Source organism: Roseovarius sp. A-2 (assembly GCF_002072155.1).
Lineage (GTDB): Bacteria > Pseudomonadota > Alphaproteobacteria > Rhodobacterales > Rhodobacteraceae > Roseovarius.
Genome location: NZ_BDIY01000001.1, coordinates 227,162 through 252,535, shown reverse-complemented (window position 1 = coordinate 252,535; position 25,374 = coordinate 227,162). Strand labels below are relative to the sequence as shown.

General features: G+C 64.9%; 26 protein-coding genes. 20 read left to right on the top strand and 6 right to left on the bottom strand.

Annotation, left to right across the window (positions count from 1 at the left end):
• Nucleotides 1–79 precede the first annotated feature (79 nt).
• Nucleotides 80–1,768, top strand: a complete 1,689-nt coding sequence (locus BHD06_RS01270; RefSeq protein ID WP_080455549.1) for a chloride channel protein — start codon at nucleotides 80–82, stop codon at nucleotides 1,766–1,768.
• Between the two features lie 45 nt (nucleotides 1,769–1,813).
• Here BHD06_RS01270 and BHD06_RS01265 read toward each other — a convergent pair whose 3' ends face one another.
• Genes BHD06_RS01265 through BHD06_RS01250 form a run of 4 tightly spaced genes read right to left on the bottom strand, consistent with a single transcriptional unit; the run spans nucleotide 1,814 to nucleotide 5,527 of the window.
• Nucleotides 1,814–2,467: a Crp/Fnr family transcriptional regulator gene (locus BHD06_RS01265; protein ID WP_080455158.1), complete on the bottom strand. Its 654-nt coding sequence runs from the start codon at nucleotides 2,465–2,467 to the stop codon at nucleotides 1,814–1,816.
• On the bottom strand, nucleotides 2,467–3,339 hold the full coding sequence (mmsB, locus tag BHD06_RS01260; RefSeq protein WP_080455157.1) for a 3-hydroxyisobutyrate dehydrogenase: 873 nt from the start codon (nucleotides 3,337–3,339) through the stop codon (nucleotides 2,467–2,469). Before mmsB ends, BHD06_RS01265 begins: the two co-directional genes overlap by 1 nt.
• On the bottom strand, nucleotides 3,336–4,388 hold the full coding sequence (locus tag BHD06_RS01255; protein WP_080455156.1) for an enoyl-CoA hydratase/isomerase family protein: 1,053 nt from the start codon (nucleotides 4,386–4,388) through the stop codon (nucleotides 3,336–3,338). Before BHD06_RS01255 ends, mmsB begins: the two co-directional genes overlap by 4 nt.
• The gene (locus BHD06_RS01250; RefSeq protein WP_080455155.1) at nucleotides 4,385–5,527 is read right to left on the bottom strand and encodes an acyl-CoA dehydrogenase family protein; all 1,143 of its coding nucleotides are present in this window, start codon (nucleotides 5,525–5,527) and stop codon (nucleotides 4,385–4,387) included. The genes BHD06_RS01255 and BHD06_RS01250 overlap by 4 nt, the downstream gene beginning before the upstream one ends.
• Before the next feature lie 177 nt (nucleotides 5,528–5,704).
• Between BHD06_RS01250 and murB the strand changes: the two genes are divergently transcribed.
• The 13 genes from murB to ilvN all read left to right on the top strand — a co-directional run bounded on the left by murB (nucleotide 5,705) and on the right by ilvN (nucleotide 18,905).
• Nucleotides 5,705–6,649, top strand: a complete 945-nt coding sequence (gene murB, locus BHD06_RS01245; RefSeq protein ID WP_080455154.1) for a UDP-N-acetylmuramate dehydrogenase — start codon at nucleotides 5,705–5,707, stop codon at nucleotides 6,647–6,649.
• Between the two features lie 94 nt (nucleotides 6,650–6,743).
• Nucleotides 6,744–7,622 (top strand): D-alanine--D-alanine ligase, encoded by an 879-nt coding sequence (locus BHD06_RS01240; protein ID WP_376764832.1) that lies wholly within the window; start codon nucleotides 6,744–6,746, stop codon nucleotides 7,620–7,622.
• A complete protein-coding gene (locus BHD06_RS01235; protein ID WP_080455153.1) occupies nucleotides 7,610–8,479 on the top strand; it encodes a cell division protein FtsQ/DivIB in 870 nt (289 codons plus the stop codon). Before BHD06_RS01240 ends, BHD06_RS01235 begins: the two co-directional genes overlap by 13 nt.
• A gap of 2 nt (nucleotides 8,480–8,481) precedes the next feature.
• Entirely contained in the window at nucleotides 8,482–9,816 is a 1,335-nt protein-coding gene (gene ftsA / locus BHD06_RS01230; RefSeq protein WP_080455152.1) for a cell division protein FtsA, read from the top strand.
• A 174-nt stretch (nucleotides 9,817–9,990) separates the two neighbouring features.
• A complete protein-coding gene (ftsZ, locus tag BHD06_RS01225; RefSeq protein ID WP_080455151.1) occupies nucleotides 9,991–11,592 on the top strand; it encodes a cell division protein FtsZ in 1,602 nt (533 codons plus the stop codon).
• Nucleotides 11,593–11,840: 248 nt separating this feature from the next.
• A complete protein-coding gene (lpxC, locus tag BHD06_RS01220) occupies nucleotides 11,841–12,761 on the top strand; it encodes a UDP-3-O-acyl-N-acetylglucosamine deacetylase (RefSeq protein WP_080455150.1) in 921 nt (306 codons plus the stop codon).
• A gap of 115 nt (nucleotides 12,762–12,876) precedes the next feature.
• On the top strand, nucleotides 12,877–13,725 hold the full coding sequence (locus tag BHD06_RS01215) for an outer membrane protein assembly factor BamD (RefSeq protein ID WP_080455149.1): 849 nt from the start codon (nucleotides 12,877–12,879) through the stop codon (nucleotides 13,723–13,725).
• A gap of 39 nt (nucleotides 13,726–13,764) precedes the next feature.
• Entirely contained in the window at nucleotides 13,765–15,414 is a 1,650-nt protein-coding gene (gene recN, locus BHD06_RS01210) for a DNA repair protein RecN (protein WP_080455148.1), read from the top strand.
• A 134-nt stretch (nucleotides 15,415–15,548) separates the two neighbouring features.
• Nucleotides 15,549–15,689 (top strand): SulP family inorganic anion transporter, encoded by a 141-nt coding sequence (locus BHD06_RS24145; RefSeq protein WP_254892270.1) that lies wholly within the window; start codon nucleotides 15,549–15,551, stop codon nucleotides 15,687–15,689.
• 50 nt (nucleotides 15,690–15,739) lie between these two features.
• The gene (locus BHD06_RS24140; protein WP_254892269.1) at nucleotides 15,740–15,877 is read left to right on the top strand and encodes a hypothetical protein; all 138 of its coding nucleotides are present in this window, start codon (nucleotides 15,740–15,742) and stop codon (nucleotides 15,875–15,877) included.
• Between the two features lie 43 nt (nucleotides 15,878–15,920).
• Nucleotides 15,921–16,340 carry a hypothetical protein gene (locus BHD06_RS24135; protein ID WP_254892268.1) on the top strand — a complete coding sequence of 140 codons (420 nt, stop codon included), beginning with the start codon at nucleotides 15,921–15,923 and terminating at the stop codon, nucleotides 16,338–16,340.
• Between the two features lie 173 nt (nucleotides 16,341–16,513).
• Nucleotides 16,514–18,268, top strand: coding sequence for an acetolactate synthase 3 large subunit (locus BHD06_RS01205; protein WP_080455147.1), 1,755 nt, complete (start codon nucleotides 16,514–16,516; stop codon nucleotides 18,266–18,268).
• A gap of 76 nt (nucleotides 18,269–18,344) precedes the next feature.
• Nucleotides 18,345–18,905 carry an acetolactate synthase small subunit gene (gene ilvN / locus BHD06_RS01200; protein WP_080455146.1) on the top strand — a complete coding sequence of 187 codons (561 nt, stop codon included), beginning with the start codon at nucleotides 18,345–18,347 and terminating at the stop codon, nucleotides 18,903–18,905.
• A gap of 2 nt (nucleotides 18,906–18,907) precedes the next feature.
• Here ilvN and BHD06_RS01195 read toward each other — a convergent pair whose 3' ends face one another.
• The gene (locus BHD06_RS01195) at nucleotides 18,908–19,183 is read right to left on the bottom strand and encodes a hypothetical protein (RefSeq protein WP_080455145.1); all 276 of its coding nucleotides are present in this window, start codon (nucleotides 19,181–19,183) and stop codon (nucleotides 18,908–18,910) included.
• 190 nt (nucleotides 19,184–19,373) lie between these two features.
• Here BHD06_RS01195 and BHD06_RS01190 point away from each other — a divergent pair, with 190 nt between their 5' ends.
• Nucleotides 19,374–20,534, top strand: coding sequence for an aromatic ring-hydroxylating dioxygenase subunit alpha (locus BHD06_RS01190; protein WP_080455144.1), 1,161 nt, complete (start codon nucleotides 19,374–19,376; stop codon nucleotides 20,532–20,534).
• Nucleotides 20,531–20,743: a hypothetical protein gene (locus BHD06_RS01185; protein WP_080455143.1), complete on the top strand. Its 213-nt coding sequence runs from the start codon at nucleotides 20,531–20,533 to the stop codon at nucleotides 20,741–20,743. The genes BHD06_RS01190 and BHD06_RS01185 overlap by 4 nt, the downstream gene beginning before the upstream one ends.
• 17 nt (nucleotides 20,744–20,760) lie before the next feature.
• Here BHD06_RS01185 and bla read toward each other — a convergent pair whose 3' ends face one another.
• Nucleotides 20,761–21,591, bottom strand: a complete 831-nt coding sequence (gene bla / locus BHD06_RS01180) for a class A beta-lactamase (protein WP_139784618.1) — start codon at nucleotides 21,589–21,591, stop codon at nucleotides 20,761–20,763.
• A gap of 268 nt (nucleotides 21,592–21,859) precedes the next feature.
• On the opposite strand from bla, the gene BHD06_RS01175 reads away from it, so the two are divergent.
• The 4 genes from BHD06_RS01175 to BHD06_RS01160 all read left to right on the top strand — a co-directional run bounded on the left by BHD06_RS01175 (nucleotide 21,860) and on the right by BHD06_RS01160 (nucleotide 25,371).
• Nucleotides 21,860–22,654, top strand: coding sequence for a uracil-DNA glycosylase (locus tag BHD06_RS01175; protein WP_080455142.1), 795 nt, complete (start codon nucleotides 21,860–21,862; stop codon nucleotides 22,652–22,654).
• On the top strand, nucleotides 22,651–23,271 hold the full coding sequence (locus tag BHD06_RS01170; RefSeq protein WP_080455141.1) for a LysE family translocator: 621 nt from the start codon (nucleotides 22,651–22,653) through the stop codon (nucleotides 23,269–23,271). Before BHD06_RS01175 ends, BHD06_RS01170 begins: the two co-directional genes overlap by 4 nt.
• A gap of 6 nt (nucleotides 23,272–23,277) precedes the next feature.
• Nucleotides 23,278–23,820 (top strand): molybdenum cofactor biosynthesis protein B, encoded by a 543-nt coding sequence (moaB, locus tag BHD06_RS01165; protein ID WP_080455140.1) that lies wholly within the window; start codon nucleotides 23,278–23,280, stop codon nucleotides 23,818–23,820.
• A 105-nt stretch (nucleotides 23,821–23,925) separates the two neighbouring features.
• Nucleotides 23,926–25,371 (top strand): efflux RND transporter periplasmic adaptor subunit, encoded by a 1,446-nt coding sequence (locus BHD06_RS01160; RefSeq protein ID WP_080455139.1) that lies wholly within the window; start codon nucleotides 23,926–23,928, stop codon nucleotides 25,369–25,371.
• Nucleotides 25,372–25,374: the final 3 nt, after the last annotated feature.

Below are 25,374 nucleotides of genomic sequence, written 5' to 3'. Positions count from 1 at the left end.
TTTCATCCGTGAAGATGCCCACACACTAGGCGATGCGCGCGCGATGCGAAAGCCGGGGCTGGACCGCCACGAGGGGAAGATGCAGGCAGAGGACCCGTCCTTTTTCCGTCAGTTGTACCGCGCGGCGGTGCAGGGTCTGCGCGATGGCTGGCGCGTGTTGCGCAAGCGCGGGCCAAGCCAGTTCCAGTTCTGGCTGATCGCGCTGATAATCGGCATCGCGGCGGGCTTTGCCGCGCTTTTCTTTCGCAAGGGGATCATCGCGCTGCAGGGGTTCGTCTATGGCACCGGGGACGTGACCCGGCTGCACAGTCTGGCCGTATATCTGCCATGGTACTGGATCCTGCTGGTGCCGGTGGCGGGCGGTCTGGTGGTGGGGCTGATCCTGCACCATTTTACGGATGATGCTCGGGTGCGAGCGGTGGCCGATGTAATCGAGGGTGCCGCGATGGCCGAAGGCCGGGTTGAGCGACGCGAGGGGTTGGCCTCGGTGGCCGCCTCGCTGATCACGCTCGGCACCGGCGGGTCGTCGGGGCGCGAAGGCCCGGTTGTGCATCTCGCGGGCGTGATCTCAAGCTGGGTCAGCGACAGGATCGACGCCAACGGGGTGACCGGGCGCGACCTTCTGGGCTGTGCGGTGGCGGCCGCCGTTTCGGCCTCGTTCAACGCGCCCATAGCCGGCGCGCTCTTCGCGCTCGAGGTGGTGCTGCGGCATTTCGCGGTCCACGCCTTTGCGCCGATCGTGATCGCGAGCGTGGCGGGCACGGTGATCAACCGGCTCGAATTCGGCGATGTGACCGAATTTACCCTGCCGCAGGCCAGTGCGCTGGAATTCTACGCCGAACTGCCCGCCTTCCTGATCCTCGGACTGGTCTGCGGCGTGGTCGCGGCAGCCTTGATGCGGGCGATCTTTCTGGCTGAGGACGTAGCCAGCCACGTGCAGCTGCGACTGCGCCTGCCGCGCTGGCTGCGCCCCGCCGGGGCGGGGCTCTTGCTGGGCGCAATCGCGATCTGGTTTCCGCATGTCATCGGCGTGGGATACGAGACCACCTCGGCGGCGCTGACCGGCGAGCTTTTGTGGCACGAGGCGGTGGTCTTTGCCGTGCTCAAGGTTGCGGCGGTGGCGATCACCTTCGGCGGGCGCATGGGCGGCGGGGTGTTCTCGCCATCGCTGATGGTCGGCGCGCTGACGGGGTTGGCCTTTGGTCACATGGCAACGGCGGTCTTTCCCGACGTGTCGGGGGCCTACACGCTCTATGCGCTGGCGGGCATGGGAGCGGTCGCGGCGGCAGTGCTGGGCGCACCGATATCGACCACGCTCATTGTGTTTGAGTTGACCGGCGACTGGCAGACCGGTCTTGCGGTGATGGTGGCGGTCTCGATGTCGACCGCTCTCGGCTCCAAGCTGGTGCGGCGCTCGTTCTTCCTGACCCAGCTCATGCGGCGCGGCATCCGGCTGGCGGCGGGACCGCAGGATTACCTGCTGGCGATGTTCCAGGTGCGCGCCCTGATGCGCCCCCCCGATCACGAGCGCGCGGCGGATGAGGCGCAATGCTGGTCGCTGATCGAACAGGGGGTCTATCTCGACGTGACCACCACGCTCGAGGTCGCCATGCCGATGTTCGAACGCGCAAGCGTGCCGTTCCTGCCCGTGGTAATGCTGGCGGGGGGCGATCAGCCGCCCGAATTGCAGGGCGCGCTCTTTCACGTTGATGCACTCAAGGCCTATAACCGCGCGCTCGCGGCGGTGTCGGAGGAAGAGCATAGCTGATCCATGCCCCGCCCCGGCATGGTCGGGCTGTTGCGGGTCCGAATGTCAGTTGTCGATCTCGGCCAGTTCCCGCAGCGTCCCGGCATCGAGAATACGCACCACGCCGCGATCAAGCGCCACGATCCCGCGCCGCGCCAGCGCATCAAGACGACGCGACACCACTTCGCGGGCGGTGCCGATCATCACCGCAATCTCGGCATGGGTCGCCTTCAGCACGCCATCTCCGGCGCGCTCCAGTAGGCATTGCGCCAGCCGCGTCTCGATCCGTTGAAAGGCGACGCGATCCAGCAGGTGCATCATGGATTGCAGCCGCTGCGCGAAGGCGGCGAAGACGAATTTGCGAAATACATCCGATAGGTTCATCAGATGCAGAAACGTGTCGCGCGGCACCAGAACGATCTCGCTCTCGCTGCGCGCGACCGCCTCGCCGGAATAGTCCTCGCCGCCCATCAACCCGAGCGTGGATTGCACGCAACTTTGCCCCGGCTCCACCGCGTAAAGCAGCATCTCGCGCCCCGAGGCACCGGTCAGGAACACCTCGACCCGGCCCTTGAGCACAATCACGAAGCCCTTGACCGTCTCGCCGGGGCGAAACAGCACCTGCCCCGCAGGTACGCGCATTGGGGTCAGCCGGTCGAGCAGGGTCACCGCCTCCGGCTCCAGCACGGGCAGGCCGGGCGCACCGGCCACCCATCCCATCAGCTGCGTCCGCGCGTCTCGAATCGTGGCAGCATGGCCGAGAAATCACGACCCTTGCCGTCCTCTTGCTCGACGAACCGAGCATAGAGATCGCAGGCCGCACGGCCCATCGGCGTGTCGGCATCGACCGTCTCGGCGGCCTGCTGCGACAGGCGCAGATCCTTGAGCATCAGATCGGCGGCGAAACCAGGCTGATAGCCGTTATCGGCCGGCGATTTTGGGCCGATCCCCGGCGCCGGGCAATAAGCGTTCATCGACCAGCTATAGCCCGACGAGGTCGAGACCACGTCGAACATCGCCTGCCGCTCCAGTCCCAGCTTGTCGGCCAGCGCAAAGGCCTCGCACGTGGCAATCATGGTGGCCCCAAGGATCATGTTGTTGCAGATCTTGGCCGCCTGACCATTCCCCGACGAACCACAGTGAACAGCCTTTTGCCCCATGATGTCAAAGAGTTCTTTTGCGATGTTAAAGCCCGGCTCATCGCCGCCCACCATGAAGGTCAGCGTGCCGCCTGCGGCACCGCCGACACCGCCCGACACCGGCGCATCCAGCGCCGAAAGCCCTGCCGCCTGCGCTTGCGCGGCGACGTCGCGCGCGGATCGCACATCGACGGTCGAGCAATCGAGCAGCACCGCACCCTTATCCATCGCCGGGATCACCGCATCCGCCACGCGGCGCAGGATATCGCCATTGGGCAGCATGGTGATCACCACTTGCGCGCCGTTAGCGGCCTCTGCCGCGCCGCCCGCCATGCGCACGCCCTCGATCTCGACGTCGGCCATGTCGAACCCCGTCACCTCATGCCCGGCCTTTGCCAGATTGGCCGCCATTGGCCCGCCCATATTGCCCAGCCCTATAAACCCGATCTTCATGTGTCTGCCTCCTTGTCGAATATCAGCGTGTCTTTGCCCAAGGGCATCAGCATGCGCGAGACTGCGTTGTCCGCCAGGCTGTCCAGCGCGTGTTGCCAGTTCGGCGCGCGGTCCTTGTCGATGATCGCCGCGCGAATACCCTCCAGGAAATCGCCCTCTTCCATCGCACGATAGGTGAAACGGTATTCAAGGCCAAGGGCGCGGCGGATATCCGCGCCGGGGCCGCGCAGGCGACGGATCACCTCGATCGCGCAGGCCATCGACAGCGGCGAGCCACGCGACAGCGCCTTGAGCGATTGCTTGGCAAAGTCGGTGTCCTCGGCACGCAGGGAATTGACTATATCGCCCAGCCGCTCGCCTCCGAAATGCGCGGCGACCTGCGGTTCGTTACTGCGCAGAGTGCCGGTTGGAGGCGTCTCCGCTACGGCGTCGATCATCGCCGGATCGCCTGTCTCAGCCAGTGCCGAGATCAATTCTCTCCACTTCAACCTCGGCACATAAACATCTGCAAAACCGCAATATACTGCGTCTTCCGGCCCCATACGCGTGCCAGTGGCCCCCAGATATTCCCCCATCCGTCCCGGTGCCCGCGCCAGTAAGAGCGAGCCGCCTACATCCGGCACCAGACCGATGCCGCATTCAGGCATGGCGATCTGTGTGCTCTCGCAAGCGACGCGATGCGAGCCGTGACAGGAAAGGCCCACACCCCCGCCCATGACAAAGCCCTGCATCAGCGCCACATAGGGTTTGGGATACTCGGCGATCTTGGCATTCAGGCGATACTCATCGGCCCAGAACCGCTGCCCATAGGCGAAATCCCCGGCACGACCCGTGTCGTATAGCTGTTGAATGTCGCCGCCCGCGCAGAACGCGCGATCCCCCTCGGCGTCGATCAGCACCAGCGCCACGTCTTCATCCACGCGCCAGATGTCCAGCGCCGCCTCGATAGCCAACGCCATGTCGTAACTCAGCGCATTCAGGGCCTTGGGCCGGGTCAAGGTGATCCGCCCAGCACGGCCTTCCTTGCGAATGTGGATGTCACCGCTCATTGGTCCGCCAGCATCTGCCGCGCCACGATCAGGCGCATGATCTCGTTGGTGCCTTCGAGAATTTCATGCACCCGCAGGTCGCGCACCAGTTTCTCGATCCCGTAATCGGCCAGATAGCCATATCCGCCATGCAGTTGCAGGCACTGGTTGACGATGCGCGAACCTGCCTCGGTCACGAATTTCTTGGCCATGGCGCAGAACTTGGTGGCGTCGGGTGTGTCATTGTCCAGCTTCCACGCCGCCTGCCGCAGAAAGGTACGCGCGGCCTGCAACTCGATCTCCATGTCGGCAAGACGAAATTGCAGCCCCTGAAACTGATCGATGGGTTTGCCAAAGGCCTTGCGCTCGGCCATGTAGCTCAGCGTCATGTTGAGCGCCTGCTGTGCTGCGCCCAGCGAACAAGCCGCGATGTTCAAACGGCCGCCATCAAGCCCGTTCATCGCATAAATGAAACCTTTGCCCTCTTCTCCGACCAAATCGGACGCCGAAATGTTGCAATTGTCAAACTGCACCTGCCGCGTCGGCTGGCTGCGCCAGCCCATTTTATCCTCCAGCCCGCCATAGCTGAGGCCCTCCGCGCCATCCTCGACATAAACGGTCGAGATGCCCTTGGGTCCATCCCCCCCGGTGCGCACCATTACCACGTAAGCGTCGGAATATCCGCCGCCAGAGATGAACGCCTTGGTGCCATTCAGGGTGTAGCCTTCATTGGTGCGCTCGGCCCGGGTCTTAAGGGCGGCGGCATCAGAGCCAGAGCCGGGTTCGGTCAGGCAATAGGACAACACCGTCTCCATTGTCATGGCCTTTGGCAGCACCCGCGCCTTCATCTCATCGCTGCTGAACTTGTCGATCATCTTCGCGCACATGTTGTGGATCGACAGGAACGCCGCGACAGACGGGCAGGCCATCGACAGCGCCTCAAAGACCAGCGTGGCATCAAGGCGCGACAACCCCGCGCCGCCGGACTCTTCGCTCACGTAAAGCCCGCCAAAGCCCAAAGCGGCAATTTCCGGCCACAGATCCTTGGGGATGGTGCCCTCGCGCTCCCACGCGCGGGCATGCGGGGCGATGCGGTCCTGCCCGAAAGCATGGGCCATATCGAAAATGGCGGTCTGTTCCTCGCTGAGGGCGAAATCCATCGGCGGCTCCTGTTCGTTGAAATGAACAATTGTTTAATTAACAACTATTGCATAATTGTTGCAAGCGCCAGTCCCCAGCGCGCGTCACCGGCAAGGTGGCCGACGGCACGCGGCACCGCAAGCAATTCCGCGCGGTGCGGGCTTTACCTTTGACGCGGTGCCGGGCAAAACCGGCGCATGACAAGGCTTCCCCAACCCCGGGGCCGGTTGACGCCCGACCGCCCGCTTTCCGATCTGACATGGCTGCGCGTGGGCGGCCCGGCAGAGTGGTTATTCCAGCCTGCCGACCCGAAGGATCTCGCAGAGTTCCTGGCGGCACTCGCCCCGGACATCCCGGTTTTCCCGATGGGGGTGGGCAGCAACCTGATCGTGCGCGATGGTGGGATGCGCGGCGTGGTGATCCGCCTTGGGCGCGGCTTCAACGACATTCGCATCGAAGGCAACCGCGTGATTGCCGGTGCGGCCGCGCTTGACGCACATGTGGCGCGCCGCGCGGCGGAGGCGGGGGTGGATCTTACCTTCCTGCGCACCATACCCGGCAGTATCGGTGGCGCGGTGCGGATGAATGCGGGCTGCTACGGCGCTTACGTGGCCGATCACCTGATCGAGGCGCGGGCGGTGACGCGCAACGGTGAGTGCCTGACCCTAACCCCGCAGGAGCTGAACTTCGGCTACCGCCACAGTGACCTGCCCGAGGACTTCGTGATCACCGAGGCCACCTTCGAGGGGGCGGCGGGCGCGGCGGAGGTGCTAATCGCCCGGATGGAGGAGCAACTCGCCCGTCGCGACGCCACTCAACCCACCAAGGACCGCAGCGCGGGCAGCACCTTTCGCAACCCCGCCGGGTTTTCCTCGACCGGCCGCGCTGACGATGTTCATGATCTCAAGGCTTGGAAAGTCATCGACGATGCCGGTTTGCGCGGCGCGCGGCGCGGCGGCGCGCAGATGAGCGAGAAGCACCCCAATTTCCTGATCAATACCGGCGGGGCAAGCGCCACCGATCTTGAAGGTCTGGGCGAAGAGGTAAGAAAAAGGGTTTTCCAAAACAGCGGAATAGCGTTACAGTGGGAAATCATGAGGGTTGGTGAACCGGCCCCGGGCGAAAGCCTACAGGCAGACTAGACAAAACGATAACCGAGACCGTCCGAAACGGTCCGACATATTGAGGTACACGGTGGTTGGTTCGAGCAGAACAGCCTCCAAAATTGCGGTGATCATGGGCGGCCCCTCGGCGGAACGCGAGGTGTCGCTGTCAACGGGTCGCGAATGCGCCGCCGCATTGAAGGAGGCAGGGTTTCAGGTGGTCGAGGTCGATGCAGGCCGCGATCTTTCCGTTCGACTTACCGAAATCTCCCCCGATGTCGTATTCAACGCCCTTCATGGCCGCTGGGGCGAAGATGGCTGCGTGCAGGGCCTGCTCGAATGGCTGCGCATTCCCTATACCCACTCGGGCGTTCTGGCCTCGTCGCTGGCGATGGACAAGGAGCGCACCAAATCCGCCTATCGCGCCGCCGGGCTGCCGGTGGTGGATAGCGTGCTGGCCCTGCGGGACGAAGTGCGTGCGGGTCACGTGATGATGCCACCCTATGTCGTGAAACCCAACAACGAGGGTTCTTCGGTCGGTGTCTACCTGGTGCAGGAGGCCGCCAACGGCCCGCCGCAGCTTTCGGATGACATGCCCGAGACGGTGATGGTCGAAACCTACGCGCCGGGGCGCGAGCTGACCACGACCGTGATGGGCGACCGCGCGCTGACGGTCACGGATATCCTGACCGACGGCTGGTATGATTACGATGCGAAATACAAACCCGGCGGCTCTCGCCACGTGGTGCCCGCCGAGGTCCCGCAAGAGATTTTCGACGCCTGCATGGATTACGCCCTGCGCGCGCACAACGCGCTCGGTTGTCGCGGGCTGAGCCGCACCGATTTCCGCTGGGACAAGGCGCGCGGCCTGAACGGGCTGATCCTGCTCGAGACCAACACCCAGCCGGGCATGACGCCGACCTCACTCAGCCCCGAACAGGCACAGATGGTGGGAATATCCTTCCCCGAGCTATGCCGCTGGATGGTGGAGGATGCCTCATGCGACAGGTGATCCCCCGCGTCGATCCCGCCCCCTCGCGGCTTAGCTACCGGGTGCAGCGCCTGATGCTGACGCCGCTTTATCGCAGGCTGATACGCTTTGGCCTGCCGGTGCTACTGCTGGCCGGAGCGGCGGCGATCTATCTGTCGGATGAAGGGCGACGTGTCGCGCTTGCGGACCAGGCCACAGAAATCCGCCGCCAGATCGAGACGCGCCCCGAATTCATGGTGCGCCTGATGGCCATCGACGGCGCGAGCGAGAGCGTGCAGGCGGATATCCACGAGATTTTCCCCTATGACCTGCCCGCCAGTTCCTTCGACCTCGACCTGCCCGCGATCCGGACCATGCTTGAGGATTTGCCTGCGGTAGCGCAGGCCACCGTGCGCATCCGGCAGGGTGGCACCCTGGCCGTCGAGATAACCGAGCGCCAGCCGGTCGCGCTCTGGCGAACGCGCGACGGGATCGAGGTGGTCGATATCGAGGGCGAGAGCATCGCCAGCGTCGCCACCCGTGCCGCCCGCCCCGATTTGCCGGTAATGACCGGCGACGGCGCACCTGCGCATGTGGCGCAGGCACTGGAGATCCTTCAGGCGGCGCGCCCGCTCGGTCAGGACATTCGCGGGCTGGTACGGATGGGCGAGCGGCGATGGGATCTGGTCTTGCAGGACGGCAAGCGCATTCTCTTGCCAGAGGCGGATCCGGTGCGCGCGCTGGAGCGGGTGATCGTGCTCAGCGGCGCGCATGACATGCTGGAGCGCGACCTCGTCGCCATAGACATGCGGATCGGCACGCGTCCGACGATCCGCCTCAGCGAATATGCCACCGAGGAATGGTGGCGGATAACAAGCATGACGTCAGGGGCAGACTGAAGATGATCGAGCTTTACGAATCCCAAAGGGCAATGCGCGCGATGCGCAAGGCAGCCTTGCAGCGCGGCGTGGTAGCGGTGCTGGATGTGGGCACCTCCAAGATTGCGTGTCTGGTACTGCGGTTTGATGGCACCGGCAGCCTTGGTGAGGCCGAGGAGATCGGGCGCATGGCCGGGCAGGCCGGGTTCCGGGTGATCGGGGCTGCGACCACCCGCTCGCGCGGGGTGCGCTTTGGCGAGATCGACGCCATGGTCGAGACCGAGCGCGCCATTCGCACCGCCGTTCAGGCGGCGCAGAAAATGGCCAATATCCGGGTCGACCACGTGATCGCGTGTTTCTCCGGGGCAGAGCCGCGCAGCTACGGCCTTGCCGGTCAGGTCGAGCTCGAGGGGCATACCGTCAGCGAACATGATATCAGCCGCGTGTTGAGCGCCTGCGACGTGCCCGATTACGGCGACGGGCGCGAGGTGCTGCACGCGCAGCCGGTGAATTTCGCGCTCGATCACCGTTCCGGGCTGATCGATCCGCGCGGGCAGATGGGTCAGGTGCTCTCAACCGACATGCACATGCTGACCGTGGACGGGGCCACGATCCAGAACCTAGCGCACTGCGTCAAGCGCTGCGACCTGGAACTCGCGGGTGTGGCAAGCTCGGCCTATGTGTCGGGCATCGCGGCCCTTGTCGAAGACGAACAGGAACTGGGCGCGGCCTGTATCGACCTTGGCGGCGGCACGGCCGGGGTGTCGATCTTCATCAAGAAACACATGATCTACGCTGACAGTGTCCGGATGGGCGGCGATCACGTCACCAGCGACATTTCCATGGGGTTACAGGTGCCACAGGCCACCGCCGAGCGGATCAAGACCTTTTACGGCGGCGTCGTCGCCACCGGCATGGACGACCGCGAGATGATCGAAATCGGCGGCGATACCGGCGATTACGAGCATGATCGCAGACGGGTCAGCCGCGCCGAACTCATCGGCATCATGCGCCCCCGGGTCGAGGAAATCCTCGAGGAGGTGCGCGCCCGGCTCGATGCCGCGGGCTTTGATCATCTGCCCAGCCAACAGATCGTGCTGACCGGCGGCGGAAGCCAGATCCCCGGCCTTGACGGGCTGGCGAGCAAGATTTTGGGACAGCAGGTGCGGCTGGGACGGCCATTGCGGGTGCACGGGCTACCGCAGGCGGCGACCGGCGCGGGTTTTGCCAGTGCCGTGGGCATGTGTCTCTTCGCGGCCAACCCGCAGGACGAATGGTGGGATTTCGAGATACCCGTGGATCGCTATCCGGCGCGCTCGCTCAGGCGGGCTGTCAAGTGGTTCAAGGATAACTGGTAACCGCAATATGTGGCATTATCGGCGAAATCCCGCGAAAGCAGTAAGAAAACTGGCCATATTTGGTGGTCAAAAGCTGTTTTTTTGGTGACGATTGGGGTATCCATCGGTAAGAATGGACCCAATCAGGCAGAAATCGGCCCGAAAACGTGGCCATAACGACAGGCGGACAGAGCAATGACACTCAACCTTTCAATGCCCGGACATGACGAGCTGAAGCCCCGGATCACCGTGTTCGGTGTCGGCGGGGCGGGTGGCAATGCCGTGAACAACATGATCGAGAAAGAGCTCGATGGTGTGGATTTCGTGGTGGCCAATACCGACGCGCAGGCGCTTAGCCAGTCGAACGCGGAACACCGCGTGCAGCTTGGCGTGAAGGTGACCGAGGGTCTGGGTGCGGGCGCACGCGCCTCGGTCGGGGCCGCCGCCGCCGAAGAGAGCATCGAACAGATTGTCGATCATCTGGCGGGGGCGCATATGTGCTTCATCACCGCCGGTATGGGCGGTGGCACCGGCACCGGGGCGGCACCGATCATCGCGCAGGCCGCGCGCGAATTGGGTGTGCTGACCGTCGGCGTCGTGACCAAGCCATTCCAGTTCGAGGGTGCCAAGCGCATGCGTCAGGCCGAGGACGGGGTCGAGGCGCTGCAAAAGATGGTCGATACATTGATCATCATCCCCAATCAGAACCTGTTCCGTCTGGCCAACGAAAAGACCACCTTCACCGAAGCCTTCAGCATGGCCGATGACGTGCTCTATCAGGGCGTCAAGGGTGTGACCGACCTGATGGTGCGTCCAGGCCTCATCAACCTCGATTTCGCCGATGTGCGTGCCGTCATGGACGAGATGGGCAAGGCGATGATGGGCACCGGCGAGGACAGCGGCGAGGACCGCGCCATCCAGGCGGCCGAAAAGGCTATAGCGAACCCGCTTCTGGACGAGATCAGCCTGCGCGGCGCCAAGGGCGTGCTGATCAACATCACCGGTGGGCATGACCTGACGCTGTTTGAGCTCGATGAAGCCGCTAACCGCATTCGCGAGGAAGTGGACCCCGACGCCAATATCATCGTCGGCTCCACGCTCGATCCGTCGATGGAAGGCTCGATGCGCGTCAGTGTCGTAGCAACGGGCATCGACGCGACCGAGACGCTCGAGACGCCGCTGCCGCGCCGCTCGCTGGCGCAGCCGCTCAAGCAGCCAGAGACGGTCGAGATCGACACGCCCGCCGTCGCCCAAGATCCCGTCGCAGCCCGCAGCGAAGAGCCCGAACCGTCACTGTTCGAGCAGGAGGAAGCACAGCGCGCCGCCGCCGAGGAGCAGATGGAGGACATATTCGAAGAGGATGACGCCGGTCTGCCGCCGCCCGCCTATCAGCCGCGTGTCGAGGAGGTAGCCCCGGCGACGCATAGCGACATGCAGCCCGAAGACGACGCCGAGAGCTTTGTCGCGCCGCGCGCGCCTGCGCCCGGCACCCCCTCGCCCGAGGCCATGCAACGCCTTCAAACCGCCGTGGGCCGGGCCGCCTCGCAGCAGCAGCACCCGCGAAACGAGGGCGCTGCCGCCACGAGACCGACGGCCGGGGAAGAGCGTCAGCAGCGCTTTGGGATCAACTCGCTGATCAACCGGATGACGGGCCACGGTACCGCATCGGAGGCCCCGCGCCCGGCACGTCAGCAACCGCAGGTGCAGTCCGCGCCGACGCAGCAGGCCGCGCCGCGAGCGCAAGAGGAAGACGAGCAGATCGAGATCCCGGCCTTCCTGCGTCGTCAAGCGAACTGACACCCTGCCCCGAACTCTCCTGAAAGGCCGCCCGGGGGGCGGCCTTTTTCTTTGCGCGGGTCGAGGGATCAGGTAGCGCGCCGACACTAACACGGCGCGATGTTTCAGTCGGTTACAAAGATTGAATTGAGCGCGCGCCGGTCCCGACGTACAAGCCCTCAAACCGCCGCGATGTGTCACGCCCCGTAAGAGGCTGACATGCCCGGATCCGGTGCGAATGAAGCAACTGGCCGCGCCCGGGGGTAACCGTGCAGAGAACGATCAAATCTCCGTTGATCTTCGAAGGGGTCGGGCTGCATGGTGGCCGTCAGGCCAGGATGGTACTGCATCCCGCAGCCCCCGGCACCGGCATCGTGTTCCGCCGCACCGATCCCGGCGTCGCGGCAAGCGTCATCCCCGCACTCTGGCACCGGGTCGCGCCTTCGGCCCTCTGCACGCGGCTGGTCAATGCCGATGGCGCATCTGTCAGCACGGTGGAGCATCTGATGGCCGCGCTCACGGGGTCTGGCATTCACAATGTCATGGTCGAAGTTGACGGACCCGAACTGCCGATCCTCGATGGCAGCGCGACGCCCTTCGTCGAGAAGATTCTGGCGGTCGGCCCCCAGACCAGCCCGGCACCGCTGCGGGTTTTGCGGCTGCGCCGCCCCGTGCACGTGACGCGCGGTCAGGCGTATGCCAGCCTGTCCCCTGCCCCGACCCTGCGGATCGAATTCGACATCGCCTTTGAGGATGCGGCGATCGGTGTGCAGCGCAAGTCGCTCGACATGTCCAATGGCAGTTTCGTCCGCGAATTGTCAAATAGCCGCACCTTTTGCCGCCGCGCCGATATCAGCACGATGCATGCGAACGGGCTGGCGCTCGGCGGATCGCTGGACAACGCGGTGGTGGTCGATGGCGACCGGGTGCTGACCCCGGGTGGCCTGCGTCACTGGGACGAGGCCGTGCGCCACAAGATGCTGGATGCGATGGGCGATCTGGGCCTCGCAGGGGTGGCAATCCTGGGCCATTACCGGGGCTATCTGGCGGGGCACGCGCTGACCAATGCCTTGCTGCGCGCGGTTTTCGCAGATCCGGCCAATTACTGGATCACCCCCTGCGACAGCCGCACCGCAAGCTGGCTGCCGGGGGCCGGGCTCTATTCCGAAAGCCTTGCCCGGGCGGCCTGATGGCGCAGGTCGGCAAAATGCGGCAAAGACGTTTTGCACCGCGAATTTCTGTGCTAGGAGCAGGGGCAATGCGGGGTCCGTCCCCGCCCGGACGAAACCTGGAGAATGAACGCGCATGAGTGAGGGCAAGCCCCGGGCCAGGCTGATCGGTACCGCCATCGCGGTTCTGGCGCTGGTCGGCTGCGGTGATCGCGAAAGCGTCGAACGCGGCACGGTGAATTACGAAAACTACACCGCGCAGCAGATTTTCGAGCGCGCGGAATACGATCTGGCGCAGAACGATCCCGATCTTGCCGCGCAGAGCTTTGCCGAGGTCGAGCGTCTCTACCCCTATTCCGATCTCGCCAAGCGGGCGGTGATCATGCAGGCCTTCTCCCATCATCAGGACCGCGATTACGAACAAAGCCGCGCCGCCGCGCAGCGGTTCATCGACTTCTACCCCACCGACGAGGACGCGGCCTATGCGCAATACCTGCTTGCGCTCAGCTATTACGATCAGATCGACGAGGTCGGGCGCGATCAGGGCCTGACCTTCCAGGCGCTGCAATCCCTGCGTGAGGTGATCGAGCGTTACCCCGAAAGCGAATACGCCAATGCCGCGATCCTGAAATTCGATCTTGCCTTCGATCACCTGGCCTCGAAGGAGATGGAAATCGGGCGCTACTATCTCAAGCGTGACAACTTCGCGGCGGCGATCAACCGCTTCCGCGTCGTGGTCGAGGATTTCCAGACCACGACCCACACCGCCGAGGCGCTACACCGGCTGGTCGAATCATATCTCTCGCTCGGCCTGGTTGACGAGGCGCGCACCGCCGGGGCCATTCTTGGCTACAACTTCCGTGGTACGGAGTGGTACGAGGACAGCTACAAGCTCCTGACCGGGCGCGGGCTGACGCTGGAGGCGGCGGGCGACAACTGGCTGCGGCAGGTCTATCGTCAGACCATTCAGGGCCGCTGGTTATAAGGGATGGCGGGGAGAAACCCCGCCCTACGGGTTCACTGCATGCTCTGTGCGCTTGAGATCCGCGACATTCTCATCATCGACCGGCTGGAATTGAATTTCCGGTCGGGTCTCAACGTGCTGACCGGTGAGACCGGCGCCGGGAAGTCGATCCTGCTCGACAGTCTCGGCTTCGTGCTGGGCTGGCGCGGGCGCGCCGATCTGGTGCGCGCCGGGGCCGAGCGCGGCGAGGTGGTCGCAGTGTTCGATCTTGGTCCGGGCCATCCGGCGCGGGCGGTGCTGGAAGAGGCGGGCTTTCCCGACAGCGACGAGTTGATCCTGCGGCGCGTCAACACCGCCGACGGGCGCAAGACGGCCTGGGTCAACGACCGGCGGGCCTCGGGTGAGGTGCTGCGCCGGCTCTCGGCGGAGATGGTCGAGTTGCATGGCCAGCAGGACGATCGCGGCCTTCTCGACCCCAAGGGGCATCGCGCGATCCTCGATGCCTATGGCAATCTCGGCACGCAGCGCAACAGCCTGCGCGCGGCATGGGGCGCGCGGTCGAAGGCGCGCAAGGCATTGGACGACGCCGAGGCGGCGCTCAACAAGATGCGCACCGAGGAGGATTTCCTGCGCCATGCGGTGGCGGAACTCGACACGCTCGATCCGCAGCCGGGCGAAGAGGAAGAACTCGATATCCGCCGTCGGCTGATGCAGGGGGCCGAGCGCATTCGCGAAGACATCGCGCGCGCCGCGAGCCTGATCGGATCGGACGGGGCGGAAGGCGCGGCGGGTGATGCGCTGCGCTGGCTCGACGGGGTCGCGGATCAGGCTGAAGGGGCGCTTGACGCCCCGCTCGCTGCGCTTGGCCGTGCACTCGTGGAACTGGACGAGGCCGGGCGCGGGGTACAGAGCGCGCTCGAGGCTATGAGCTTCGATCCACTGGAACTGGAACAGGCCGAGGAGCGGCTCTTCGCGATACGTGCGCTGGCGCGCAAGCACGGCGTGCAGCCTGACGAGCTGGGCAGGTTTGCCGACGATTTGCGCGGTCAGATCGCGGCCCTTGATGCGGGCGATGCGGATCTTGAAACCCTGCGCGCTGCGCTCGACGAGGCGGACCGCGCCTATGAGGCCGGGGCGGAGGCGTTGAGCGCAGCCCGACAGGAGGCCGCAACCGCACTTGACCGCGCGGTCATGGCGGAACTGGCCCCGCTCAAGATGGAGCGCGCGGTCTTTACCACTGCGATCCGACCGGTCGAGCCGGGGCCATCGGGCCGCGACGAGGTGACCTTTACCGTCGCAACCAATCCCGGCGCACCGGCGGGGCCACTCAACAAGATTGCCTCGGGCGGGGAATTGAGCCGCTTCCTGCTGGCACTGAAGGTCTGCCTTGCGGGCGCCGACAGCGGCCTGACGATGATCTTCGACGAGATCGACCGCGGCGTCGGCGGGGCCACGGCAGATGCCGTGGGCCGCCGCCTGGCACAGCTAGCCGAGAACGGCCAGGTTCTGGTGGTCACGCATTCGCCGCAGGTGGCCGCGCGCGGCGCGCATCACTGGCGCGTCGAAAAGCGCGTGCAGGACGGGATGACGCTTTCAACCGTGACGGCGATGGACGGGGGCGACCGCCTCGACGAGATCGCCCGGATGCTCTCGGGCGACCGCATCACCGAAGAGGCCCGGCTGGCGGCGCGGGCGCTGATGCAAGGCTAGCTGCATCGGAGGTCAGGCATCTGTCACCGGGATGGGATGGGTGTTGGGTCGCAAGCAACCCGGTGCGACAACAACGACCGGATGTTCACTTGATCGCCGCGCCGCGCGGGCATTGATAAATGCTAATGAAGCCCATGATCCTCAGCACCCTGCCCGTCTATACCGCGCCGATGCTGCGCGCCGACATCCTTGCCGGGATCACCGTGGCGATGGCAGCGCTGCCGCTCAGCATCGCCATCGCCATTGCCTCGGGGGCGGATCCGGCGACGGGCTGACCACGGCGATCATCGGCGGTTTCCTGATTTCGGTGCTGGGCGGCAGCCGGGTGCAGATCGGCGAACCAACGGAGGCGTTCACCGTCGTGGTCTACGGCGTCATCGCCGCGCATGGCGATGGCGGGCCGGTTCTGGCCACGCTGATGGCGGGGGTGATCCTGCTTGTCGCGGGCGCGCGCCCGGCCTGACCTCAGCCCCGCGCGGATCATTGAACTACTGCCCTCGGCCCTCGTGATCGCCTTCCTCGCGGGGATTGAATCGCTGCTGTCGGCCTCGGTTGCCGACCGGATGATCGGCGGCAGATACCGACCCAATGCCGAGGTGATCGCGGGCGGTGCCGCCAATATGCGCGCGGGCAGGCTCATCCCCGCCGCGATCACCCGGTCGAAATCGCTCTCTTCGGGCGGGGATCGTGCAACCCGTCCCAGTCATCGGCAGAGAGATAAAGCGCGTCGCAATCCTGCATTGCGGCCCCCCGTGGCTGGCTGGGATTGGGACCTCTTGGCAAATGACTGGTTCCCGCGGAATGCGTGCATCACTACCGCATCCAACCGATCCCCGCCAATTCACGCAACAAATGCAAAGAAAATACCCCATCCGGCGACATTTTATCCGCCATATCGCCTTGACGCCCCCCGCTGCCAGACCTAATGTCGCCGCCACGCAGCAAAGGAGTCGCGCGGGATGGACACGCTAGTAGACATCGCAGGCACGTGGCGCATGGGCCGGTAACGGACACCCTGATGGTTCCCCATGCGCCCCCGTTTCCAACCGGGGGCTTTTTTATGCGAACTGAAATGACGTCATACACGGAGCACAAGCACATGACACGTCAGATGACCGGAGCGAAAATGGTGGTTCAGGCCCTCAAGGATCAGGGCGTGGACGTCGTATTCGGATATCCCGGTGGCGCCGTGCTACCGATCTATGACGAAATCTTTCAGCAAAACGACATTCGTCACGTGCTCGTGCGCCACGAACAAGGCGCGGTGCATGCCGCCGAAGGTTACGCACGCGCCACCGGTCGCCCCGGCGTCGTTCTGGTGACCTCAGGTCCAGGTGCCACCAATGCCGTCACCGGCCTCACCGATGCGCTGATGGACAGCATCCCGCTGGTGGTGCTGACCGGGCAAGTGCCTACGTTCATGATCGGCAACGACGCCTTTCAGGAGGCAGACACCGTGGGCATCACCCGTCCCTGCACCAAGCATAACTGGCTGGTCAGCGACACCAAGAACCTGTCGGACACGATCCATCAGGGTTTTCACGTCGCCACCTCGGGCCGTCCCGGCCCGGTGCTGATCGATATCCCTAAGGACGTGCAATTCGCCAGCGCCGAGTATGTCGGCCCGGAGAAGGCGCGCACGCATCACTATCAGCCGCAGATCAAGGGCGACATCGAGGGCATCACCGATCTGGTGGCGGCCATCGAGAAGGCCAAGCGCCCAATCTTCTACACCGGCGGCGGGGTGATCAATTCGGGCCCCGAGGCAAGCCGGTTGCTGCGTGACCTGGTCGCGGCGACGGGCATTCCCGTCACCTCCACGCTGATGGGGCTCGGGGCGTATCCCGCCTCAGGCAAGAGCTGGCTGGGGATGCTCGGCATGCACGGGCTTTACGAGGCCAACATGGCGATGCATGGCTGCGACCTGATGATCAATATCGGCGCACGCTTCGACGACCGGATCACCGGGCGACTTGATGCGTTCAGCCCCGACAGCATCAAGGCGCATATCGACATCGACCCCTCGTCAATCAACAAGGTGATCAAGACCGATATCCCGATTGTCGGCGATATCGCCGACGTGCTCGGGGATGTCCTCGAAGTCTGGAAGGCCCGCGGCGGCAAGGTCAATCGCGAGGCGATCTCCAAATGGTGGGGCCGGATCGAGGAATGGCGCAAGGTTGACTGCCTGAAGTTCAAACAGGCGGGCCCGACGATCAAGCCGCAATACGCGCTCGAACGGCTTGAGGCGCTGACCAAGGGGCATGATCGCTACATCTGCACCGAAGTGGGCCAACACCAGATGTGGGCAGCGCAATATCTGGGCTTTGAGGATCCCAACCGCTGGATGACCTCCGGCGGCTTGGGCACCATGGGCTACGGCTTTCCCGCCTCCATCGGGGTGCAGATGGCGCATCCGGAAGCATTGGTGATCAATGTCGCCGGAGAGGCGTCGTGGCTGATGAACATGCAGGAAATGGGCACCGCCGTGCAATACCGCCTGCCGGTCAAGCAGTTCATTCTCAACAACGAACGTCTCGGCATGGTCCGGCAATGGCAGGAACTCCTGCACGGCGAGCGCTACTCGTCCTCGTGGTCCGAGGCGCTGCCCGATTTCGTGAAACTGGCCGAGGCGTTTGGCGCCAAGGGCATTCTGTGCAAGGACCCCGCCGATCTCGACGACGCGATCATGGAAATGCTCGATTACGACGGGCCGGTGATCTTCGACTGCCTTGTCGAGAAGCACGAGAACTGCTTCCCGATGATCCCGTCGGGCGAGCCGCATAACAAGATGCTCCTGGGCGAGGCCTCCACCAAGAACGCGATCAAGGAAGGCGGCGCGGTGCTGGTATGAGCCCGTTTTCTTGAAAAGAAAACGTCCCGGAATTTTAAAAATTCCGGGGCAAAACCGCCTCAACAAGGAACCCGACATGTCCCCCCTGAAAATCAAAAAAGGCTCGTCCAAGCATTCCGCCTATAACCTGCGGCCACAATTCTCGGACGTGCAGGAAACCCACACTCTCGCCGTGATCGTGGATAACGAGCCGGGCGTGCTTGCGCGGGTGATCGGCCTCTTCTCGGGGCGCGGCTACAATATCGACAGCCTGACCGTGGCCGAGGTCGACCATACCGGCCACACCTCGCGCATCACCATCGTCACCACCGGCACGCCACAGGTGATCGAGCAGATCAAGGCGCAGCTTGGCCGCATCGTGCCGGTCCACGAGGTGCACGACCTCACCGTCGAGGGGGCGAGCGTGGAGCGTGAACTGGCGCTGCTGAAGGTCGAGGGCGAAGGCGAAAAGCGCGTCGAGGCGCTGCGGCTGGCGGATATCTTCCGTGCCAATGCAGTCGACAGCACATTGGGCAGCTTCGTCTTTGAGATCACCGGCGCGCCGGAGAAGATCGACGCCTTCGCCGATCTGATGCGTCCCCTGGGCCTTGTCGAGATGGCGCGTACCGGCGTCGCCGCCATGTCGCGCGGCACCTGAATTCAGATTTTCGCCAATGCGGCACCGTGGCGTGCAGCCTCGCGCAGAAGCATCTGCGGCACCTGTGCGGCAGCCCCTTGTGCGACCAGCTGAACCGCGCGGGCGCGCCGCATGGGGCCAGTGCCCGGCACCTCCTCCACCTGTACGACATCCCCGGCGCTTGCGTCGGGGATCGGCCTCTCACGCGACCCGTCGTAATAGGCCAGCCCGCCTTGATCCTCGCACCAGATCAACAGCCGCAGACCGGGCGCATCGCTCCACAAGACGATCCCGACCATATAATTCCCCTGCCATCCGTTTCGCCGTGAGCCTTGCACAGTGCGACGCTCACGCGGAATGCACATATACGTGATCGGATACAGCGCATCCCGATGTCGCCTTGAGGAAAGCCGAAGGTCGCAGACGGACGGCCCCGACGCCCTGATCGCGCCTAATCTGCCTCAGGCTTGATGTTCAGGAGACGATGCGATGCCCCCTTCCTTGACCGATCTCTCGCAGGTACGCGCTTCCGTTGCGCAAGCGCATGGGCTGCCCAATGCGCATTACATCGACCCCGCGGTCTATGACGAGGAAAGGCACGCGCTGCTCTTTTCGCAATGGGCCGGGCTCGCCGTGGCCGCCGATGTACCGGAACCGGGCGATGCCAAGCCGCTCGAATTTCTCGGCATGCCGCTGCTGCTGATCCGCGACAAGGACGGCGATGTGCGGGTCTTTCAGAACATCTGCCGCCATCGCGGCATGATCCTCGTCGAGGAACCGCGCAAGATCGAAGGTGCCATTCGCTGCCCCTATCATTCCTGGTGCTATTCGACCAAGGGCGCGCTCGTCTCCACGCCGCATGTCGGCGGGCCGGGCCACAACACCCATGACAGCATCAAGCGGAATGAGCTTGGCCTCAACGAGGTGCGCAGCCATATCTGGCGCGATGTCGTCTGGATCAACATCTCGGGCGACGCCGCCCCGTTCGAGGAGGCGATGGCCGATCTCATCGCGCGCTGGTCCGAGTTCGACCTGCCGCTCTATCACGGCGGCCATGACAGCCGGTTCGAGCTCGAGGTCCGGACCAACTGGAAACTCGCTGTCGAGAATTACTGCGAGAGCTACCACCTGCCCTGGGTACATCCCGGCCTCAACAGCTATTCCAAGCTGGAGGATCACTACCACATCGAGAAACCCGGCGAGTATTCCGGTCAGGGCACGATGGTCTACCGCCAGCTCACCAACGAGAACGGCGAGAAATTCCCCGATTTCGAGGATGTCGGCGCGAAATGGAACGAGCAGGCCGAGTATATCGCGGCCTATCCCAACGTCCTCTTGGGCGTGCACCGCGACCATGCCTTCGCCATCATACTGGAGCCCAAGGGCCCGGAACGCACGGTCGAGCATATCCACCTCTATTATTCGGTGCCGCACAGCGACGAAGGGCTGCGCATGCGCAACACCCAGCTTTGGAAGACGGTGTTCGAAGAGGATATCTTCGTGGTCCAGGGCATGCAGCGCGGCCGCCACGCCGAGGGGTTCGACGGCGGGCGCTTCTCGCCGGTGATGGACAGCCCCACGCATTGCTTTCACGAGTGGGTGGCAGGCAAGGTCGAGGCGCATCGCGCCCTCGCGAGGGCGGCGGAATGAAGGAGCTCGACGCACGGATGATCCGTGCGCATGAAGCAGGCGATCGCCGCGCGCTGATCAGGCTTTATGCCCAGGCCGCCGATACGGTGAACGATCTCGACGCGTCCTGCTTCTACCTCACCCATGCTTATGTCTTCGCGCTTGAGGCGGGCGCACACGAGGCTGGCGCGTTGCATGCCCGACTCAAGGCACACGGGCGCGAGGCGTGATGTGACCTGCCGACAAATTACTTGAGAGACAGCGTTTTGAACATCGCCGCACCGATCTTGGCGATGGCGGCATTGCGCGCGGACATGTCCGCATCGTTCTGTGTCATGTAGATCGCGGTCAGAACCGGGCGGTCGGGCGACGGCCAGACCACCGCGATGATCGAGCGCGAGCCATGCCCGCCGGCACCGGACTTGTCACCGATAATCCAGCCTTCGGGCAGGCTGGCGCGCAACAGATCATCGGCGACCGCATCTGCGATCATCCAATCGGAAAGTTGTCGGCGCGAGGCCGGGGACAGGCTGTCGCCAAAGAGCAGGGTCCTCAGCGTGGCCAGCGCAGCGTGCGGCGTCGTGGTGTCGCGCACATCGCCCGGCCTGCCTTCATTGAGCGTGGTCTCCCAACGGTCGAGGCGGGTCGTCCTGTCACCGAGGCCGCGCAACGCGGCGGTAAACCCCTCTGGCCCGCCGACCGTAGCCAGCAGCAGATTGCCCGCCGCATTGTCGCTGATCGTGATGGCGGCCTCGCACAGATCTCCGACGGTCATCCCCTTGTCGATGCGGGCTTCGGTGACGGGCGAATAGGTCACCAGATCGTCGCGTCCAAAGGCGATGCGACGGTCGAGCCGCTCCTCTCCGGCATCGACGCGCATCAGGATCACCCCGCAGAGTAGAGCCTTGAACGTGCTGGACATCGGGAACCGCTCATTGGCCCGGTGGCCCCAGCTCTGACCGCTGGCAAGGTCAGCCATCGCATATCCGATGCGCCCGCCGATCCGGGCCTCGACCTCTTGCGCCATCTGTTGCAGCGCATCCTGGGCAAGGGTGCCGTTGGCAGAGGTCAGCAGCATCAGCGCCAGCCCTCCGGTTTTGAGAAGGGCGCAGAGGCGAGTTGGCATGAACGTCATGGCGTCCTCGTTTGGTGGTGACAACAGGAGGCGGCCCCCCGCCCGATACCGCATACAATGTCTCACTCCAAAAGAGAAAACCGAAATTCCGGACCCGCAATTCGACGACCAGAGCCTAAAGCGCCGGTAAGACCCAGAAAGGACCGGCCCGATTGAAAGGCGTCCGCATCGCCCCTTTCCCGCGCCGCCCGCGCGGGATAGCCTGTGCTGCATGGAATCGACCCTTACACCGGATGCAGCCCTTGCCAGCCTTGCCTGGCAGATCGAACTCGGCGCGACCGAGGCAATCGGGGATGCGCCCGTCAATCGTTATGACTTGCCCGACAAGGCGGCGAAACCTGCCGCCAAGACGGACACCGCAACGGTCACGCCCGTGATCCCCACGCCACAGGCCAAGGCCGACCCGCTGGCAGAGGCGGAAAGAGCCGCTGCAGCCGCGCCCACGCTCGACGCGCTGCGCGCGGCACTTGCCGCCTATCCACATTGCGACCTGCGGCGCGGCGCGCGAAATCTGGTGTTCTGTGACGGCATCCCCGCCGCCCGGCTGATGATCATCGGCGAGGCGCCGGGCCGCGACGAGGATATTCAGGGCAAGCCCTTCGTCGGTCGTGCCGGGCAGTTGCTCGACCGGATGTTCGACGCCATCGGCCTCTCGCGCGGTGCCGAGACACCCGGGGCCGCCCTCTATATCTCCAATATCCTGCCATGGCGACCGCCGCAGAACCGCGACCCCAATGCAGACGAGATCGCGATGATGCGCCCCTTCATGGCACGGCATGTGGAACTGGCCAACCCCGATGTGGTTGTCCTGATGGGCAATATCAGCTGCGAGGCGGGGCTGGGCAAGCGCGGTATCACCCGGCTGCGCGGGCAGTGGATGCAAGCCTATGGCAAACCCGCCCTGCCGATGTTTCACCCGGCCTATCTCTTGCGCAACCCGGCAGCCAAGCGAGAGGCCTGGGCCGATCTTCTGGCGCTCAAGGCGCGACTTGCGGGGCGGGCATGATCGTCGACCCGCTGACCCTGCTGGCCTTTGTCCCCGCCGCCCTCGCTCTCAACCTCACACCTGGGGCGGACATGATGTTCTGCCTCGGTCTCGGGCTGCGGGCGGGCCCGCGCCCCGCCATCGCCGCGAGTGCGGGGATCTCGGCGGGCGGTATCGTGCATGTCACGCTGGCGGGGCTGGGCCTCGCCGCCGTGATCGCCGCCCTGCCGCTGGCGCTCGATGTGATCCGCTGGCTTGGCGTGGGCTATCTTCTGTGGCTGGCATGGGGGGCCTTGCGCCAGGGGCCGATGCGCCCCGACGCGCCACGGCTCGGCCCCGCCCGCGCGTTTCGCGAGGGCATGCTGGTGAACCTGCTGAACCCCAAGGTGATCCTCTTCGTGCTGGCCTTCGTGCCGCAATTCATCGACCCTGCCCGCGCCATCCTGCCGCAATTCCTCATCTACGGTCTCGTTCTGGCTGTGGGTGGGTTTTTCATCAACGGTGCGATTGGGGTCTTTGCCGGCGGCGTTGGCCGCCGACTTGCCACCTCGGCGCGCTTTAATCGCGGGCTGGGCTATGCCTCGGCCGCAATCTTCACGGCGCTGGCCGCCCGCCTCGCCCTCATGTCCCGGAGTTGATCAACCATGTCCCCTATTGATGAGACCAGGGAGTTCATTCCCGTCCGCATTGCCGTTCTCACCGTCTCGGACACCCGCGACATGGCCGATGACCGCTCGGGCGACACGCTGGTCAAGCGGCTCGAGGCGGCGGGTCATATCCTTGCCGACCGGATGATCGTGCGCGACGAGCGCGATCAGATCGCCGATCAGCTGCGCGAATGGGTGGCAAGCCTGGAGGTGGACGTGGTGCTTTCCACCGGCGGCACCGGCCTAACCGGTCGCGATGTCACGGTCGAGGCGCATCGCGATGTCTACGAGAAAGAGATCGACGCCTTCGGCACGGTCTTCACCATGGTCTCGATGCAGAAGATCGGCACCTCGGCAATCCAGAGCCGCGCCACGGGCGGCGTTGCGGGCGGCACCTATCTCTTTGCCCTTCCCGGCAGCCCCGGTGCCTGCAAGGACGCCTGGGACGAGATCCTTGGCCCGCAACTCGATTACCGCCACCGTCCCTGCAACTTTGTCGAGATCATGCCACGGCTCGACGAGCATCAGCGCCGGAAATAAAACGGACGGGCGTATAACTCTCCCGTGACTTGGTTTTTGCCCTGTCACGGTTAAATGTAATCCATCCGCCGACCAGCCGGGCCGGTGATACGAGAGTGGTACGCCATGCGGTTTCTGCGACAGGGGCTTTTCGGCCTCTTCCTTCTGTCACTGACCCTGGGTCTGCTGGCTTATGCCGGTCAGATCGTGGTCAGCGCCGTGCAGGAGCGCATGGCACAGGAGCCCCGCGCGCCCGAGCGCCGCGAGCGCGTCTTTGCGGTGCGCACTGTGACGGCCGAAGAGGCGCGGATCACACCCATCCTGACGGCCTTTGGCCAGATCGAGAGCCGCCGCACGCTGGAGATTCGTGCGCAGGTGGCCGGGGTGATCACCGAACTGTCGCCGGATTTCGTCGAGGGCGGCATGGTTCAGACCGGGCAGTTCCTCGCACGGATCGACCCTGCCGACTCTGAGACCGCCGTAAGCCGCGCGCGCACCGATCTTGACGATGCCCGCGCCGAGGAGCGCGAGGCGGCACGCGCCCTTGATCTGGCGCGTGACGAGTTGGCCGCGCGACGCGATCAGGCCGAAATTCAGGACCGGGCGCTAGCCCGTCAGCGCGATCTTGAGGACCGTGGCGTAGGTACTCTGACGGCAGTGGAAACCGCCGAATACAACGTGGTGCAGGCGCGGCAGGCGATACTGGCCAGCCGTCAGGCCCTGGCCCTCGCAGAGGCCCGCGTTGATCAGGCCAAGACCGCGACTGCCCGCGCCGAACTCGCCCTGTCCGAGGCCGAGCGACGGCTGGCCGAGACCCGCATCACCGCCGGATTTTCAGGCACGCTTAGCGATGTGACGGTGATCGAGGGGCGGCTGGTGACGGCCAATGAACAGATGGCAACGCTGGTCGATGGCACAGCGCTCGAGGTTGCGTTCCGCGTCTCGACCTCGCAATATGCCCGCCTGCTGGGTCAGGACGGCACGCTTCTGCCTGCGCCCGTCACCGTGACGCTCGATACCGGCGGGCTCGACCTGACCGCCGCCGGAGAGATCACCCGCCAATCAGCCAGCCTCGCCGACGGCGAAAGCGGCCGTATGCTGTTTGCCACGCTCCGCGAGGCACCCGCCATGAAGCCGGGCGATTTCGTTTCCGTCAACGTCGAGGAACCCGCGCTTGACGCGGTGATCCGCCTGCCCGCCACGGCGCTCGGGCCGGAGGGCACGGTGCTGGTGCTCGGGCCGGATGAGCGGATTGAACGCCTGCCGGTCACCCTTCTGCGCCGTCAGGACAACGACATCCTCGTGCGAGGCGCGGGGCTTGCCGGGCGCGAGGTGGTGAGCGAACGCAGCCCGGTTCTCGGCCCCGGCATCAAGGTGCGCCGACTGCAACCGGAGGCCAATGCCGGGGCGACCCTCACGCTCGACCCCGACCGCCGCGCCCGCCTGCGCGCCTATGTCGAGGGCGACCGTGCCATGCCCGAGCCGATGCGCGCCCGCCTGCTGGCCGAACTGGAGCGCCCGGAGGTGCCCATGCAGACCGTCGAACGGCTTGAACGCCGGATGGGGGGCTGAGGC